Origin of the sequence: Mycetohabitans endofungorum, from assembly GCF_037477895.1 — a bacterium.
Classification (GTDB): domain Bacteria; phylum Pseudomonadota; class Gammaproteobacteria; order Burkholderiales; family Burkholderiaceae; genus Mycetohabitans.
In genome coordinates, this window is sequence record NZ_CP132745.1 from 133,801 (window position 1) to 149,555 (window position 15,755).

A 15,755-nucleotide genomic window follows, 5' to 3' on the forward strand; every position below is an offset into this window, starting at 1 on the left:
TGCCCAATAGAGAGGGACGGATGCTCAGTATTGCGACTTATTTGACACCATCGTAAACTACGATAGATGCCTTTGCCAGTTACCGCCTGTATCGCTTTATCCGCTTTTTTTCTATATTTGTCGGTTTAAGCGAAGGGAATGGGCTTGAGAGCTGTCCACGCGTGCTCTATAGTGCTCTGTAGTGGTCGCCAATCCAATTGCTGAAGTCGCATAGGACAACGCAGCACGACGCTTTGGCGCGCGTTAAATGAAGCGCTTTCCTGATGCAGCAATGGATTAACGAGCGGGGCATGGCAATTGCCATTCGCTGATTGATACCTGTGATGTCTGGAGGGAACAAAATGAAGAAGTACCCCAGTCTGAACCGAATGGCGCTGTACCTGTGCAATGCATCTGCTTGTCCCATCTATTGCATACTGTTTCACACCTATATTGAGGCAAACCGAGCGTTTATTCCCAACTACGGTGATCGCTACCGGCACCACGAAACAATCTCAACGGCGTTTGTCGAATCGACCGTCAATTATGTGGTCAGCAAATGCTTTGTGAAGAAACAACAAATGCGTTGGAACCGGCGTGGCGCGCATCTGCTGCTGCAAACCCGCGTGCAAGTGCTCAACGGTGATTTGCGCAAAACCTTTTGTCGCTGGTTCTACGCAATGAAAGCGGATGAGCCGGTATTGTTAAAAGAGGCAGCTTAGAAATTTTAGCTCCCGGTTTGGCAAACTCTCCTAAAATGAATTGTTTAGGGCCGACTACATAATTTCATGAATCGAGGCGCTGTAGAATATGACCTTTTAATTTAAAGGAAGGGGAAATGAGCACAGTAACTGCGACTGCACCAACTTATGGCATCGACAACGGAGTACGCCACCTTATAACGACGCAAAATCTAGCGGAGCTCGGTCTTGACTGGCCCACGCTACAGACTTTTCTGGCGTCCCCCAGTTTGAAAATCAATGACCAATCACCGGACGGCATCTCAATCAATGAGTCTACCTTCGGTAACTATTCTGGTCCAACCGCGTCGCAATTGGGTTGGTTGCTCTACATGAATGTCGGCCAACCTGAGATTGAGCAGCGCGCTAACATTATTCAACCTCCAGCAGATGTCTTGTCTATTCGTACCTATGCGAATCGGTCCGGCGATACCAGAACCTTCAATGAGTCGATAGGGTTCACTGTCTCCAATACGTTCAGCTGGTCTCTCCAGGGAACTGCGCAGCTCACATTTGGTGGTAGTGCTACGGCATCAATGACCGCACAGCTGCAAAAAAGCCTGGCAAGTAGTTTTGCGCTGATGGATTCGTCTACGCATACAACATCGAATACGCATATCAACCACAATCACGAAGACAACATCGGTACCGAAGATCAGAGTCAAACCTCCGATGCGAGTCAAACCCAACAAACCACGACGGCCACGGATACCATAACGGGAACTGGCTCCGCCACAGGCACCGGAGAGGTCAATGCCCAATTGATGCTTGGCATCACCGGCTCGATCAGTGGATCGTTGACCACATCGTGGAAGTCGACTTCTTCGTTATCTGGTAACATCGGAGGGAATAGTCAGGTGCAGACGATAGCCACGCAACGGCGCCAGGTCCAGCAATACACTTATACCTTACCCGTCACGACGGCGGGGTTCGTCGCTTTGCATTACCCCGAGCCAGTCCCCGTAGGAGACACCCCTCCGCAAGACCCGTCACAGGAAAAGGTCAATGTGATTGCTCGCAATGTTGCCTACCTCAACAACCTGCGGCCTACTGGCCAACCCTTTTTAGTAAAAGGGTTGGCGGAAACGGTGTCGGCCCTCGAAGTGGACCACGCCGTCTTCGCAGCAGATCCGATTAATGCAGCGAACAGCGCCCTCAACATAAAACAGCCCCGCTATCTGTAACCCACACCTAAGAAATAAACGAGGTAATTATCATGGTCTTTGAAAATATTTTTCAAACCGCCCAAAGCGTCTCCCAAACAGGGACCGTCGCGGGAAATGGCGTCGACGGCTACATCCCGAATACGCCCGCTGAGTCCATCACCGTACCACCGCATGACCCATCGAAGCCGTTTACACCACCAGGATCACAGGATCCCAAAATTGTGCGTGAGACCTTACCCCAAGCTCAAGTCATGTTAAATTTTGTCAGCACATTGACTCAAACCTTGGGACAGGCTGCTGCACAACAAAACACGGCCAACAACGACCCGGCTACAACGGTGAACACGGCCTCCTCGGTCATGAGCCAAGCCGATCAAACCACGAGCAAGTACCCCGGCACCACTCCACAGCCGGATACCCCCACAGTGCCACCCACCTCCTCCTCTTCATGACGAGTGGGTTGTGGGATTGGCCCTACGATGACGCAATGAGGCTATTGCGTCATCGTAGGGTCAATCCATGGTGCAGATCTGGAATAGCCATGCGTACCGCAAGGCCCGCTTGAATCGCTCGACATACGCATTCTGCTAGGGATTGCCGGGCTGCATATAGTCGAGCCAGATGCCATACTGCCGGACCCATTCGGCGATCGCAGCGCTTAGGTACTTGGGTCATCGTCACCGCGTATCGCTCACGGCCGGCCACGCCAACCGATGATCTGTCGTAGCGCACGCCCACTCCGACGGCAATGAAAAGTCGATCTCGATGTCCTGTGCCGACATGTAACCCATTGGTGACAGCCATTCTGTCTTAAAGCTGCGCAACAACCTCTCCATCGGCGAATTGTCCCAACCATTTCCGCGACGGCTCATGCTCTGCTTTATCCGATAGCGCCACAGCCGCTGACGCAATTTCCGGCTGGTATACTGACCGCCCTGATCCGAGTGGAACAACAATCCTTGCGCTCGGCCACGCTGCTCATAGGCCATTTCCAACGCCTGCACGACTAAGTCGGCATCTGGACGCGTCGAGAACGCCCAGCCAACAACCCGCCGCGTGAACAGGTCGAGCACCGCCGCCAGATAATGCCAACGGCCTTGCGCCCAGACATACGTGATGTCACCGCACCAAACCTGATTCGGCGCATCAGCCTCGAACTGACGGTTGAGATGGTTCGGAATATCGATCCGCTCAACCGTCGCTTGCCTGTACGCATGGCCACCAGGCTGCTTGCAGATCAGTCCCAGCTCCTCCATCAAGCGACTGACCTTGAAACGGCCAATCGCTGTGCCTTCCTCCCGCATCATGCTCATGATGCTGCGGCTGCCGGCAGAACTGCGACTCTGGACGAACAGCTCGTGAACTCGGCTACGCAACGCCATGCGTTGGGCATCAACGTGTTTGGCACGATCCCGGTACGCATACAGACAGGAGCGCGATACGCCTAATACCGAGCAGATCAGTTCGACCGATTCGCTCCCGCAGATCCGATCAATTACTTCGTACGTTCGATGCCTTCCGACATCAAGAGCGCGGTGGTAGGTTCAACCGGTCGTTGCAACTCCATCAGTTGAACCTACCGTAGCCTTTTTTAAAATGGCCTTCTCACGTTCGAGGCGTTCTATACGCGCCTCGAGTTCTTTAATGCGTTGCTGATCTGGCGTGATCGCCTTGCCTTGCGGCGTGATGCCCTGACGTTCCTGCTGAAGCTGGTGCACCCAGCGACGCAGTACCGTCTCGCCAACGCCCACCGAACGGCTCGCCTCCATATGGCTATAGCCCTGCTCGAGCACCAGACAGGCGGCTTGCTGTTTGAATTCCGGGGAAAACGTACGTCGCTGCTTCTTCATCAGACACCTCTTCATGGCGAGCATTTTCGCCTAGATCAGTGTCCGGTTTCATTAGACCACTACAAACCTCGGACTCTAGCTGCAGACCGGTCTAAAACTGGGGCAGTTCACCGAAGGCCGCTTCACGCAGCGGCGGGTGCTCGCTCCGCCGGCGATTGTTAGGGTTCTTCACCCGGCAGCGCAGGCAACGTCATGACAAAGCGCGCGCCGCCGAGCGCACCCTGTTCGAGCCATACGCGGCCGCCGTGCAGCAGCGCGATGCGTCGCACGATCGCCAGTCCCAAGCCGAAGCCGCTGGTTTGCAGGTCGCGGCTGGAATGCGGCTGGTAGAACGGCTCGAATACCCGTTGCCGATCTTCAACGGGGATGCCCGGGCCGTCGTCCTCAACAACAAGCTGCAGCGCGCCATGCGCGTCAGTCGTCGCGCTCAGCGTGATGTTGCTGTTTGCATAGCGCAGGCCGTTGCGGACTAGGTTCAATAACGCGCGGGCAACCAGCTTTGGGTCACATACGTATCGTTGTGGCGAGCCCTGCATCGATACCGATAGCGTCAGCCCTCGGTCGCCGACGTCATGCGCGACGCTGCCGGCGACGCTGTAGAGCAGTTCGTCGACCGCCACGCACGTCGGCGTCTTATGCGGCGCCAGCTGCTCAAGACGGCATAGCGTTAGCAATTCGGTAATCAAATCATCGAGTTCCCGCACGTCGGCGTGCAGCGCGTCGTGGCGCTCGCGCTGGCGCTCAGGCGAGTCCGGCGATGCAAGCAGTGCCAGCCCAAACTTGAGCCTGGCCAGCGGCGTCTTCAGTTCGTGCGAAATACCGTACATCATGTCACGCTGTTGCAGGATCGAGGCCTCGATCTGCTCGGCCATCTCGTTGAATTGCCGCGACAGCGCATAGATGTTGGATTTGCTGGATACCTGGGCCCGCGTGGACAGTTTGCCTGCGCCGAATGCACGGACGGCGGCCTCGAGCTTGTGTAGATCGCGCCAGTGGTAATGAATCCATGTCCAGACGGCCAGCAGCGTGGCGAACGCGATAAATCCGTATGCGTAGATCTGGAGGTCCAGATGGGTCGGCTCCTCCGGACTGGCGTGCACAACCATGCCGTCTGGCATTGGCATGTCGTCATGCTTGGTACCCATGCTCAGCGCGATCTTGCCGGCACGTAGCTCGCTCGACTGCCGCGCCTCGAGCAACCGCTCGACGTCATGCCATGTCATGAAGCTGAGGCCCTCGTTGCCATGCTTGCTCAACTCGCGTAGCGCCGCGGTGCGCTGATCGCCGGCGTGCCGCTTGAGAAAGTCGGTCAGCACGAACGCGTAAGTGGTCAGCGAATTGCGCGCCTGCTCGCTGGCGCGCTCGTGAAAAATACGAACGAACGACACGTTGACCAATGTGATGGCAGCGCCCGCGACGACGATGATGGCCAAGTACAGACGGATCAGCGAACGAAGCATTGACTCCTCCCACGCAAACGGGCTGAATAGGTAGCCGCGTCCCAGATGGTCTTGAGCTTGCACGGCGCTGACGTAGCGTCTGCGAAGCGTCGCTTGAGTGGTGAGATACTGGAACTGACGGAACGGTCCAGTGCGCCGAATTCGATACCGCGCAGTGCTTTCAGAATGTTGCCGCGCCATGTGACCTTGCGGTTCGGCGGCGAGATCACGAGTTTGTCGGATTTCAGCGCGTCGCCGACCGGCGGGGCGCCAACTGCCGCCGGCGCCGGATGCATCCGGCACAGCAGCGCTCGTGCTCGCGCCCGCGCGATCAGCAGCCGCAGCTCGATGGGCTTGACCCTGTAGTCGTTTGCGCCGGTCTGCAGGCCGGCGACCTGAGCGTCGAGGTCCACGCGTGCGGTCAGGACCAGCGCCGGCAAGCTGAGCAGCTTGCGGATGCAGCGGCACACGGCCATGTCGTTCAGATTTGGCAGCATCAGGTCCGGGATCATCAGCGCGAGATGGTGCTCGCGCAGTGCATCTAGCGCGACGTTCCCGCGCCGGACCCCATGGACCAAGAATTTGTCGCTGTCGAGGATCTCGCGCACCCACTGCGCGAGCGGGTCGTCATCCTCACTTAGCAGGACATTATGTTTAAGCAGTACGTCTTCCATGGTCTTTTTTGTGTCGCACTAGCCGATTCTATCCGGCCTAGCGGTGCCATGGATAGTGCGCAGACAACCCAGGACAACCAGTTAAACTTGGACACAAATCTGCACAACTTGAGAATAGAGGTGAAGTCGGCGGTCTTAGATTATTGTTTCCACCACAACCTTTTTTCTGACTCGCGTACAAACGTCTGCTTTCCCTGACGTTACCGCTGGCCACGCTGCCTGTCGTGCTACCGGCTCATGCCGAAACACTTATACGATCATGGCCGGCGGCGGTGTAGGCTATTCACCGTTTCACGCCGGCACGTACACCATCTGGGCGTTGTCGCCTATCAGAAACGCGTGGTTGGCGTCGGCGACCGCGCGCAGGTAAGTTCCACAGGGACGTGATGCGGCGTAGCTTGCGCAAATCCTTGCGGCAGCATAGCCAGAAGCGACGCGTGACGAATACTTCATCTGCTAGCACAGGCATGATCGCCAGATCGGCCTCGCGCTTGGACAGGCTCACGAGATGCGGCACTGGCAGCAGGTCGATTGAGATGTCGGGGTGGTGCGCGCTGAAGCGCGCCAATTGCGGCGACAGGAAGAACAGCCGTCACGCGCGCAGCACGCTCGCGATGGCGTCGGCGACCATGCCGACGTTCTGCTCGTTCAGGCCCGCGACGCACATTCTCCCGGAGCGAACCAGATATACGCCGTGCTCGGTGCGCAGCCGGTCCACCTGCGCGGCGCTCAGCCCGGTATAGGTGAACATACCGCGCTGTTGGATATAGCGTGACAATGTATCGTCGACGACACGGCCCTGCAACCGCTGGTGGATTGCACGACGCATCGCGGCAATGCGCTTGCACATCGACGCTAGCTCGGACTGCCACGACGCGCGTAGCGCTGGCGTGCAGAGCACCTTGTGGACCACCTTAGCGCCGTAGGTCGGCGGGTTACTGTAGTTAGCTCGTACTGCGCCGGTCAGCTGCCCGAGTACGCGCGTTGCCTCGTCAGCGGATTGGCACACGACGCTCAGGCCGCCGCAGCGTTCGCCATACAGCGAGAAGTTCTTTGAAAACGAGTTCGCGACCAGGCACGATAGGCCGCGCGCGGCCAGCTCTCGCACCGCGAAGGCGTCATCGTCCAGATCTGTGCCGAAACCCTGGTACGCCATGTCGACGAACGGCAACAGCTCGTTTTGCTCGATGAGCGAGATGACCTCGCGCCATTGGTCGCGGTCCAGGTCGACTCCGGTCGGGTTATGGCAGCACGCGTGCAGTAGCACGATGTGGCGCTTCGGAATCGCGCGCAACGCATCGAGCATCGCGTCAAAGCGCAAGCCGCCGGTGGCGCCATCGTAGTACGGGTAGGTGTTCACCGTGAAGCCGGCGCGTTCGAATACCACGCGGTGGTTTTCCCAACTGGGGTCGCTGATCCACACCTGCGCGTCGGGGAAGGTGCGTTGCAGGAAGTCTGCGCCGACCTTCAACGCACCCGAGCCGCCCAGCGTCTGCAGCGTCGCGATGCGCCGATCGGCGCGCGCGCCGCATGCGTTGCCGAACACCAGCTGCTGTACTGCGTCGCGATAGGCAGGCAGTCCCGACATTGGCAGGTAGGGACGGGGTCCGATCTCGCCGGCCAGCGCATGCTCCGCATCGCGCACAGCAGCCATCACTGGCAGCTTGCCGTGCGCGTCGAAATAGATGCCGATGCTCAGATTCACTTTGTCGGCTCGAGGATCGACTTGGAAATCCTCGTTGAGCGACAGGATTGGATCACCGGGAAACGCTTCGACGTGTTCGAACATGGAATAGCCTGAAAAGGTAAGACGTTATCGCCTAGAGGTCCCCGGATATCGCCAACGGCGCACCGGGCCGGCGAAAGCGATAGCTTATCGCCAACACCGCCAGCCAGGCAGGAATCAGGTAGACTGACAGGCGCAACGTCGGCGTGCAGTACATCACGACCAGGATCGCAGCAAGGAACGTCAGGCACAGATAGTTCGTGAACGGATGGCCGACGCTGGCGAAGTGGCTCGTTTGGCCAGTCCTGCGCTTGTGCTGCCGAAAACGCAGGTGGATGATGCTAATCATGGCCCAGTTGATCAGCAGCGCTGATACCACCAATCCCATCAACAGTTCAAACGCCCGGGCCGGCATCACATAATTGATGACCACGCACACGCCGGTGATCGCCGCCGATACCGCGAGGGCGGCGACCGGCACGCCGCGCCGGTTCACCGTGCCGAGCGCGCGCGGCGCGTTGCGTTGCCGAGCGAGCGAGTACAGCATCCGACTGTTGCTGTAGACCCCGCTGTTATAAACTGACAGCGCGGCGGTTAGTACCACGGCGTTGAGCACGGTGGCCACCACGTTGCTGTTCATCGCGTGGAAGATCATCACGAACGGGCTGCCGCCGCTGGCGACATTCTGCCATGGATAGAGCGACAGCAGCACGGCGAGCGCGCCGACATAGAAAATCAGGATTCGGTAGACGACCTGGTTGGTGGCGCGCGGGATACTGTTGTGCGGATCGTCGGCCTCGGCAGCCGTGATGCCGACCAACTCTAGGCCGCCAAACGAGAACATGATCACCGCCATCGACATTGCCAGACCATTGGCGCCGTTCGGGAAAAAACCACCGTGTTGCCACAGGTTGGCAATGCTCGCTTGCGGGCCCGCCGAGCCGGACAACAGCAAGTAGGCGCCGAATACGATCATGCCGGCGATCGCGGCCACCTTGACGATCGAGAACCAGAATTCCACCTCGCCGTATGATTTTACGCTGCCCAGGTTGATCGCGTTGATTAGCACGAAGAACGCCAGCGCTGAGGCCCACGTCGGCACGCCGGGCCACCAATATTGGATATAGATGCCGACCGCCGACAACTCGGCCATGCCCACGAGAATGTACAGTACCCAGTAGTTCCAACCGGACAGGAAGCCTGCGAAGCGGCCACAGTACTGGTCGGCGAAGTAACTGAACGAGCCGGCGACCGGCTCGTCGACCACCATCTCGCCGAGCTGCCGCATGATCAAAAAAGCGATGCCGCCGGCCAATGTGTAGCCTAGCAATACTGACGGTCCCGCCATTTGGATCGTCTGCGCGATGCCCAGGAACAAACCGGTGCCGATGGCGCCGCCTAGCGCAATTAACTGGATATGCCTGTTTTTCAATCCACGCTTGAGCGCGGTATCTGTATTGTCTGCTACTGCCATGTTTCCCTCTATTCTTGTGGAATGAGACGCGGTGCCGCGTCGATGGGGGTTGCCGGCCGGCCGCACGGCCCTTGAGTACAGGCTGAGTTTATCGAGTGTGCCGGGAAATAGTATTGTGCACTCCGCCGGGGCAAACCCTTGCTTATGCTATAAAGTTTTGTGTTTTGCAGCGAACGGGAAAGCCAAGTGCAGGTACTCAAGCTCGATCGTACAGACCGCCGGTTATTAACCGTACTACAGGAACAGGCGCGTGCTTCAAACTTGGAACTGGCTGAGGCGATACGGCTGTCGCCGGCGCAGACGCTGCGCCGCCATCGGCGCCTGGAGGAACTCGGCTTGATCAAACGGTACGAGGCCCGCCTCAATGCACCGCAACTGGGCATTGGCGTTGTCGCGTTTATCCATGTGACGATGGAGCGCGGACATATCCACAACATGGCGCGGTTTCGCGAACTGGTTGCCGAACTGGCGCAGATACAAGAGTGCTTCTCGGTAACAGGGGACATCGACTACGTATTGAAGGTCGTGGCGCGGGACTTAAAGGCGTTGTCGGCGTTTCTACTCGATACGCTGCAGATCCCGGGCGTGAGCAAAGTGCGCTCAAGTGTATGTTTGGACGAGATCAAGTGCACGAGTGCGTTGCCGCTCGAGCTGTGAGCGTGGCGCAGCAAGGCGGCCGTGGTGGTCCGCTCAAGCTTGTGGCGGCGCAAACAAAATCCGCGATCACCCGATTGAGTTTGGCCGGCGCGTCTCGATGCGGCGAATGGCCGCAGGAGGGCAGCTTGGCCAGCCGCGCGTGACGGACATTGTGCTGGATCATATCGATTTGCGCCATCGTGCCGTACTTGTCGGCGTAGCCTTGGATCGCCAGCAGGTGGCATTGGATGCGCGGTAGCACGCCGGTGATGTTCCAGTTACGGAACGCCGGATCCAGCCAGATGTCGTTCCAGCCGTAGAATGCGGAATTGACATCGTCGTGGTAGCGCGCAAGCTTGTCGCGCAGGCTCTTGCACTCGTAGTCAATCTTCATTTGCGCGATGCTGTCCACCGATACCTGCTCAACCATCACGTGCGGCGCGATGACGACCACACCGGCCAGCGCGTTAGGAAACGCGCTGGCGTACAGCAACGCGATTGAGCCACCGTCGCTGTGCCCAATAAGCCACATCCGCGCTCGCGCGTCCGCGTCGATGCCTAGCGCATCGAGCAGTGACGGCAGCACGTCGTAAGCCTGCTCGTGCATGAACTGCACGGGCCACTTAACGCCCGGCTCGCGCGGCGTGGAACGTCCGTAGCCGGGCCGCGAATAGACCAGTGCGCGCCAACCGAGCGCGTCGCACAGCGTTTGTGGCCAGTCCTTCCACATCGCCACGCTGCCCAGTCCCTCATGCAAGAATACCGCGATCGGTGCGTCGTAGCGCGTGCGGTTCAGCCAACGATACTCGATCTGCAGCGCGCCGTGCGTCGCGCCGGCGGGCAGCGTCGTTAGTCCACCATCGGCGGTGACTTGGCCTGGTGTGCTGGCTTCGGCGGTGTGCGCTTTTGCGGAACTTGCGCAATGATGCATGGAGACCTCAGGTTCGTGCTCGCAGCTTGAAGCGTTGGATTTTACCTGTTGCGGTCTTCGGCAACTCGTCGACGAACACGATTTCGCGCGGAGACTTGTGCGGTGCGAGCCGTTGCTTGACGAATGCCCGGATCTTGTTGGCCAACGCATCCGAGGCACTCACGTGAGCCTTGAGCACGATGAACGCGCGCGTCTTCAACAAACCGTCGTGCTCGACGCCGACGACGGCGGCCTCCAGCACCGCGTCGTGATACACCAGCGACATCTCGATTTCGACGGGCGAGACGTACTGGCCGCTGACCTTGAGCATGTCGTCGCTACGGCCCGCGTACACATAGCGGCCGTTGGACTGACGGCGGAATTTGTCGCCGCTGCGTAACCAATCGCCGAGGAACGTTGTACGGGATTTCTCGCGGTTACACCAGTACATCAGCGCCGCGCTGGGGCCCTTGATAAACAGGTCGCCGATCTCGCCGTCCGCGACGGGCGCGCCAGTTTCGTCGCGTAGTTCGACCTCGTAGCCGGGCACCGGCGTGCCGGTGGTGCCATATTCGACGTCGCCCGGCCGATTCGACAGGAAAATATGCAGCATTTCCGTTGAGCCGATGCCATCCAGGATCTCGCAGCCGAAGTGCGCGCTGAATCGCTCGCCAATCGCCTTGGGCAGCGTTTCGCCGGCGGACGTGCAGATGCGCAGCGCCACCTGCTCGCGCGCGGGTAAGCGCGGGCAGGCAAGCATGTTCGCGTACAGCGTGGGCACGCCATAGAAAATCGTGACGCGATGCCGCACGAGTCGTGCGAACACCGCGTTTGCGTTGGGGCGTTCAGCCATCAACACGGTGGTCGCGCCGACCGAGAGTGGAAATGTCAGCGCGTTACCCAATCCGTAGGCAAAAAACAGCTTGGCCGCCGAGAATACGATGTCATGCTCGTTGATGGCTAGCACCGACTTGCCATACAGTTCCGCGGTCCAGTACAGGTTGGCGTGGGTATGCACGGTACCCTTCGGCTTGCCGGTCGAACCGGACGAATAGAGCCAGAACGCGATGTCGTCGCGGCTACTGCGGATCGACTCGGCCATGGGCATCGCGGTGTCCAGCAAGTGTTGCAACACGGGCGCAGCATCATCGCGGGATGCTGGCATCGCACTGTGGTCGACGCCACTGACAATCAGCTCACACGAATCGGCCTGTGCCTGATCCAGTGCCGGCAGGACAACGGGCAGCAGCGACGCGGAAGCCATGACGACGCGGGCGCGGCTGTGCTCGATCATGTACGCGTATTCGCCTGGGCCGAGCAGCGTGTTGGCAATGACCGGTACTACCCCAGCATAAAGCGCGCCGAGGAACGCGACCGGCAACTCGACGGTGTCCAGCATCACCAGCAGGATCCGCTCTTCCGGCCGCACTCCCCGCGCGCGCATGACGCTCGCGAAGCGGCGTGCATGCTCCTGTAGCGCCCCATAAGTTAGTGTACCGGCGTCGTCGATGTAGGCCAATCGCTGCGCGCGCTGGCGATTCAGATCGAATAGATGCGTGGCGAAGTTGAACTGGGCCGGCGGCGAGCTGGCCGAGATCGTCGCGCCAGCGTGGGACTCTCTTAAGGCTTGCATTTTTCCTCCGACAATGACGCGAAAGAGGGCCATGACACGCCAACGCGCAGGCGCGCGAGCGGTGGGCCGCCGAGCATGCCGTGCAGCCTGGTGTGCCAATCAGGCGGGGGAGAATTCGATTGCGCCGTGGGGCAGCAGATACATCACCAGCGCGCGGCCGTTCGAGACCGTTGGCCGATGCTCGCTGCCGGGACCGTAGACGCACCAACCGGCAGCGTGGCCGTCAAATGTTGCGTTCGGCGTAATCGGCATGATCAGGTCGATCTCGCCGTGCGGATGGATGTGATGTGGGCCGGCCACATCGGCCATGTCGACGACATCGACGGAAAAGCCGCTAGTGCTGGCGTCGGGTTCGAAAATTCGGCCATAACGGATGCCTGCGTGTTCGCGGTTGCACATCCAACCCTGTGCGACGCCGGCCTGACAGGCTTGCGCCAGCTCGCGGTATTCGGCGCTCTGCGGCGACCAGCGGGCATTGAGCCAGTCAGCCAGCGCGCCGTCAAGTTCACGTCCGGCCAACGGTTCCGTTACACGCGCGATCATGCGGTGAAAGTCTTGTGGCGACATGCGGGTCTCCGGGATAGCGTTGCGGGCGTCGGTCAGCGGCATTGGTATGCCGCCGTGATGCGATGCCGGTGGCTGGCCACGGTTATCATTCAGTGCGATGGCGATGAAATTAGTCGTTGAGCATGCCATTGTCAAGCAATATAGTGCATATAAAGTGACAGAGTGACAAACGTGGCTGAAGATGAAGCACAGTGATACATCGCGGCTTGCCGATGCGTCCGTTGAGCGCGGTCCCGAGTTGCCGGCCAACGACGGTTCGGGCGCCGGACGTGATTCGCGCGATCCGTTTCTAACTGCCATGGGCGAGCGGGTGCGGTTGCTGCGGGCGCGCCGCGGGATGACGCGCAAGAGTCTGGCGGCTGAAACCGGCTTGTCAGAGCGGCATCTAGCGAATTTAGAGTCCGGCGTCGGTAACGCTTCGGTGCTGGTGCTGCGCCAGATCGCGCTGGCTTTGAACTGTCCGCTCGCGGAAGTGATTGGCGACGAGACCACATCGTCGGCCGAATGGCTGTTGATTCGCCAGTTGCTGCACGGGCGTGATCCGGCGTCATTGCAGCGCGCACGCGTGGCGCTCGCTGACTTGTTCGAGCAGGTGCGGCGCGACCCCGACCGGAACCATAGGCTCGCGCTGATCGGCTTGCGAGGCGCCGGCAAGTCCACGCTTGGCCGGATGCTGGCGCAAGAGCGCAAGGTGCCGTTTATCGAGCTAAGCCGGGTGATCGAACAGTTAGCCGGGGGCTCCCCGTCCGACATTCACTCGCTATATGGCGCTAACGCGTATCGGCGCTACGAGCATCGCGCACTGGAGGCGGTGATCGCCGAACATCCGCGCGTGGTGATCGCGACAACGGGCGGCCTTGTGTCAGAGCCGGCCACGTTCAACGTGCTGCTCGCGCATTGCTTCACGGTATGGCTGCAGGCTAGTCCGGATGAGCATATGCGTCGCGTCATCGCCCAAGGTGATCTGCGCCCAATGTCGGGCAGCAGCGAAGCCATGGAAGATTTAAAGCGGATTCTGGCGGGGCGCGGTGAGCTGTACGGCCGGGCCGACCTGAGCTTCGATACCAACGACAAGACGTTGGCCGATGCTTATTTGCAGTTGCGCGATCGGCTGGCCGTACGGCTATCGGCGGATTATGAATCGTAAGCAGCTGAATAATAAATGGAAATATGAAATAGAATTCATTTTTCGTCTTTGAATTGATGTTGTTGTGCAATATAATTCAAAAAAACAATTGTGTGCTGCCTTGTTCGGAGACGCCTATGGCCTCGCTGGAACCCGTTGCTGTTCCCGTCGACTTTCGTACCGATCCGTCGCGCTACAAGCACTGGAAGCTGTGCTTCGACGGTCCAGTGGCGACGCTGGCGCTCGATGTGGATGAGGAGGGTGGCATTCGCAGCGGCTATAAGCTCAAGCTCAATTCCTACGACCTGGGCGTGGACATCGAGCTGCACGATGCATTGCAGCGTATCCGCTTCGAGCACCCCGAGGTACGCGCCGTCGTGCTCACGAGCAGCAAAGAGCGGGTGTTTAGCTCCGGCGCGAACATTTTCATGCTCGGCATGTCATCGCATGCGTGGAAGGTCAACTTCTGCAAGTTCACCAATGAAACCCGCAACGGCATTGAGGATGCATCGCGCCATTCGGGGCTGAAGTTTTTGGCCGCCGTGAATGGTGCGTGCGCCGGTGGTGGCTACGAGCTAGCGATGGCTTGCGATGAGATCTGGCTTGTTGATGACCGGTCATCGTCTGTCGCGTTGCCGGAGGTACCGCTGCTTGGCGTGCTGCCTGGCACCGGTGGCCTCACGCGGCTGACCGACAAGCGCAAGGTCAGACACGACCGGGCTGATTTGTTCTGCACTGTGGTGGAGGGCATTCGAGGCGAGCGCGCGAAACAATGGCGGTTGGTCGACGAGGTGGTCAAGCCTAGCCAGTTTGCACAGGCAGTCCAGGCGCGCGCGCTTGAACTGGCGGCACAAAGCGATCGTCCCTGCGACGCGCGGGGCGTCGCGTTGACCCCGATCGAGCGCAGCACCCGCGACAACGGCATCGCGTACCAGACGCTCGCGGTCACGCTGGACCGGGCCGCGCGCATCGCGACGTTGACCGCGAAGGCGCCGTGTGGGCCGCAGCCCGCGGACATTGATGCAATCGTTGCGGCCGGGGCCAACTGGTGGCCGCTGCGGTTCGGCCGCGAATTGGATGATGCGATTCTGTCGCTGCGCACGAACGAAGGCGAGATTGGCACGTGGATTCTAAGGACATCGGGCGATGCGCGGGCTGTGCTCGACGTCGATGCCGCACTCGTGAGCCATCGCGATCACTGGTTCGTGCGCGAGACGATTGGCTTGCTGCGTCGCGCGCTGGCGCGCATCGACGTGTCATCGCGATCGTTGTTCGCGCTAATTGAATCCGGGTCATGCTTTGTCGGCATACTCGCCGAACTCGCGTTCGCGGCGGACCGCTCCTACATGCAGGCGCTGCCGGACAACCCGTCGCAGCAGCCGGCGATCGTGCTGTCTGAGGCCAATTTCGGCCTGTACCCCATGGTCACGCGGCAGCCGCGGCTGGCGCGGCGCTTCTACGGCGACGACGCGTTGTTCGAGGCGCTGCGCGACAAGATCGGTATGCCGGTCGATCCGCTGGAGGCAGAACGACTGGGTCTAGTCACCGCCGCGCCTGACGACCTGGACTGGCCCGATGAGATCCGCATCGCACTCGAGGAACGCGCCGCGATGTCGCCGGATGCGTTGACCGGCCTGGAGGCCAACCTGCGCTTTAACGGGCCCGAAACGATGGAGTCGCGGATCTTCGGACGCCTTAGTGCATGGCAGAACTGGATTTTCAATCGCCCGAACGCGGCCGGCGACAAAGGTGCGTTGAAGGCCTATGGTAAGGGCGCCAAGCCTCAGTTCGACGTCGCCCGCGTTTGAGGCGAGTTGCTGGCGCATGCATGCAAC

General features: G+C 59.7%; 11 protein-coding genes and 4 pseudogenes. 6 read left to right on the plus strand and 9 right to left on the minus strand.

Annotation, left to right across the window (positions count from 1 at the left end; all coding sequences use genetic code 11):
* Positions 1 to 419: 419 nt before the first annotated feature.
* The 3 genes and pseudogenes from RA167_RS12860 to RA167_RS12870 form a co-directional block, all read left to right on the plus strand.
* A pseudogene (locus RA167_RS12860) lies at positions 420 to 701 on the plus strand (ISKra4 family transposase); the annotation flags it as partial.
* A gap of 116 nt (positions 702 to 817) precedes the next feature.
* Positions 818 to 1,903 (plus strand): hypothetical protein, encoded by a 1,086-nt coding sequence (locus tag RA167_RS12865; RefSeq protein WP_076787999.1) that lies wholly within the window; start codon positions 818 to 820, stop codon positions 1,901 to 1,903.
* Positions 1,904 to 1,935: 32 nt separating this feature from the next.
* Positions 1,936 to 2,337, plus strand: coding sequence for a hypothetical protein (locus tag RA167_RS12870; RefSeq protein ID WP_076788000.1), 402 nt, complete (start codon positions 1,936 to 1,938; stop codon positions 2,335 to 2,337).
* Positions 2,338 to 2,634: 297 nt separating this feature from the next.
* On the opposite strand, the pseudogene RA167_RS12875 reads toward RA167_RS12870, so the two are convergent.
* The 6 genes and pseudogenes from RA167_RS12875 to RA167_RS12900 all read right to left on the minus strand — a co-directional run.
* Positions 2,635 to 3,735, minus strand: a pseudogene (locus RA167_RS12875) (IS3 family transposase); the annotation flags it as partial.
* Positions 3,736 to 3,893: 158 nt separating this feature from the next.
* Positions 3,894 to 5,195, minus strand: coding sequence for an ATP-binding protein (locus RA167_RS12880; protein ID WP_076788001.1), 1,302 nt, complete (start codon positions 5,193 to 5,195; stop codon positions 3,894 to 3,896).
* Between the two features lie 3 nt (positions 5,196 to 5,198).
* Positions 5,199 to 5,848: pseudogene (locus RA167_RS12885) on the minus strand (response regulator); the annotation flags it as partial.
* 291 nt (positions 5,849 to 6,139) lie between these two features.
* Positions 6,140 to 6,434: pseudogene (locus RA167_RS12890) on the minus strand (hypothetical protein); the annotation flags it as partial.
* 6 nt (positions 6,435 to 6,440) lie between these two features.
* The gene (locus RA167_RS12895; protein ID WP_076788004.1) at positions 6,441 to 7,637 is read right to left on the minus strand and encodes an amino acid aminotransferase; all 1,197 of its coding nucleotides are present in this window, start codon (positions 7,635 to 7,637) and stop codon (positions 6,441 to 6,443) included.
* 31 nt (positions 7,638 to 7,668) lie between these two features.
* The gene (locus RA167_RS12900) at positions 7,669 to 9,048 is read right to left on the minus strand and encodes an amino acid permease (RefSeq protein WP_076788005.1); all 1,380 of its coding nucleotides are present in this window, start codon (positions 9,046 to 9,048) and stop codon (positions 7,669 to 7,671) included.
* 186 nt (positions 9,049 to 9,234) lie between these two features.
* Between RA167_RS12900 and RA167_RS12905 the strand changes: the two genes are divergently transcribed.
* Positions 9,235 to 9,705 carry an Lrp/AsnC family transcriptional regulator gene (locus tag RA167_RS12905; RefSeq protein ID WP_076788006.1) on the plus strand — a complete coding sequence of 157 codons (471 nt, stop codon included), beginning with the start codon at positions 9,235 to 9,237 and terminating at the stop codon, positions 9,703 to 9,705.
* Here the strand turns inward: RA167_RS12905 and RA167_RS12910 are convergent.
* The 3 genes from RA167_RS12910 to RA167_RS12920 all read right to left on the minus strand — a co-directional run bounded on the left by RA167_RS12910 (position 9,671) and on the right by RA167_RS12920 (position 12,794).
* On the minus strand, positions 9,671 to 10,615 hold the full coding sequence (locus RA167_RS12910; protein ID WP_083706112.1) for an alpha/beta fold hydrolase: 945 nt from the start codon (positions 10,613 to 10,615) through the stop codon (positions 9,671 to 9,673). The genes RA167_RS12905 and RA167_RS12910 overlap by 35 nt on opposite strands.
* A gap of 7 nt (positions 10,616 to 10,622) precedes the next feature.
* Complete coding sequence (locus tag RA167_RS12915; RefSeq protein WP_076788007.1) at positions 10,623 to 12,227, minus strand: benzoate-CoA ligase family protein; 1,605 nt, start codon at positions 12,225 to 12,227, stop codon at positions 10,623 to 10,625.
* A gap of 99 nt (positions 12,228 to 12,326) precedes the next feature.
* The gene (locus tag RA167_RS12920) at positions 12,327 to 12,794 is read right to left on the minus strand and encodes a DUF4863 family protein (protein WP_076788600.1); all 468 of its coding nucleotides are present in this window, start codon (positions 12,792 to 12,794) and stop codon (positions 12,327 to 12,329) included.
* Between the two features lie 181 nt (positions 12,795 to 12,975).
* On the opposite strand from RA167_RS12920, the gene RA167_RS12925 reads away from it, so the two are divergent.
* Positions 12,976 to 13,941, plus strand: coding sequence for a helix-turn-helix transcriptional regulator (locus tag RA167_RS12925; protein ID WP_139337175.1), 966 nt, complete (start codon positions 12,976 to 12,978; stop codon positions 13,939 to 13,941).
* Between the two features lie 116 nt (positions 13,942 to 14,057).
* A complete protein-coding gene (gene boxC, locus RA167_RS12930) occupies positions 14,058 to 15,728 on the plus strand; it encodes a 2,3-epoxybenzoyl-CoA dihydrolase (protein WP_076788008.1) in 1,671 nt (556 codons plus the stop codon).
* Positions 15,729 to 15,755: the final 27 nt, after the last annotated feature.

Excerpts from the sequence above, each read along its gene's own strand:
- RA167_RS12865 (WP_076787999.1), top strand. The coding sequence starts at position 818 with ATGAGCACAGTAACTGCGACTGCACCAACTTATGGCATCGACAACGGA.
- boxC (WP_076788008.1), top strand. The coding sequence starts at position 14,058 with ATGGCCTCGCTGGAACCCGTTGCTGTTCCCGTCGACTTTCGTACCGAT.
- RA167_RS12895 (WP_076788004.1), bottom strand. The coding sequence starts at position 7,637 with ATGTTCGAACACGTCGAAGCGTTTCCCGGTGATCCAATCCTGTCGCTC.
- RA167_RS12870 (WP_076788000.1), top strand. The coding sequence starts at position 1,936 with ATGGTCTTTGAAAATATTTTTCAAACCGCCCAAAGCGTCTCCCAAACA.
- RA167_RS12925 (WP_139337175.1), top strand. The coding sequence starts at position 12,976 with ATGAAGCACAGTGATACATCGCGGCTTGCCGATGCGTCCGTTGAGCGC.
- RA167_RS12900 (WP_076788005.1), bottom strand. The coding sequence starts at position 9,048 with ATGGCAGTAGCAGACAATACAGATACCGCGCTCAAGCGTGGATTGAAA.
- RA167_RS12910 (WP_083706112.1), bottom strand. The coding sequence starts at position 10,615 with ATGCATCATTGCGCAAGTTCCGCAAAAGCGCACACCGCCGAAGCCAGC.
- RA167_RS12920 (WP_076788600.1), bottom strand. The coding sequence starts at position 12,794 with ATGTCGCCACAAGACTTTCACCGCATGATCGCGCGTGTAACGGAACCG.
- RA167_RS12880 (WP_076788001.1), bottom strand. The coding sequence starts at position 5,195 with ATGCTTCGTTCGCTGATCCGTCTGTACTTGGCCATCATCGTCGTCGCG.
- RA167_RS12915 (WP_076788007.1), bottom strand. The coding sequence starts at position 12,227 with ATGCAAGCCTTAAGAGAGTCCCACGCTGGCGCGACGATCTCGGCCAGC.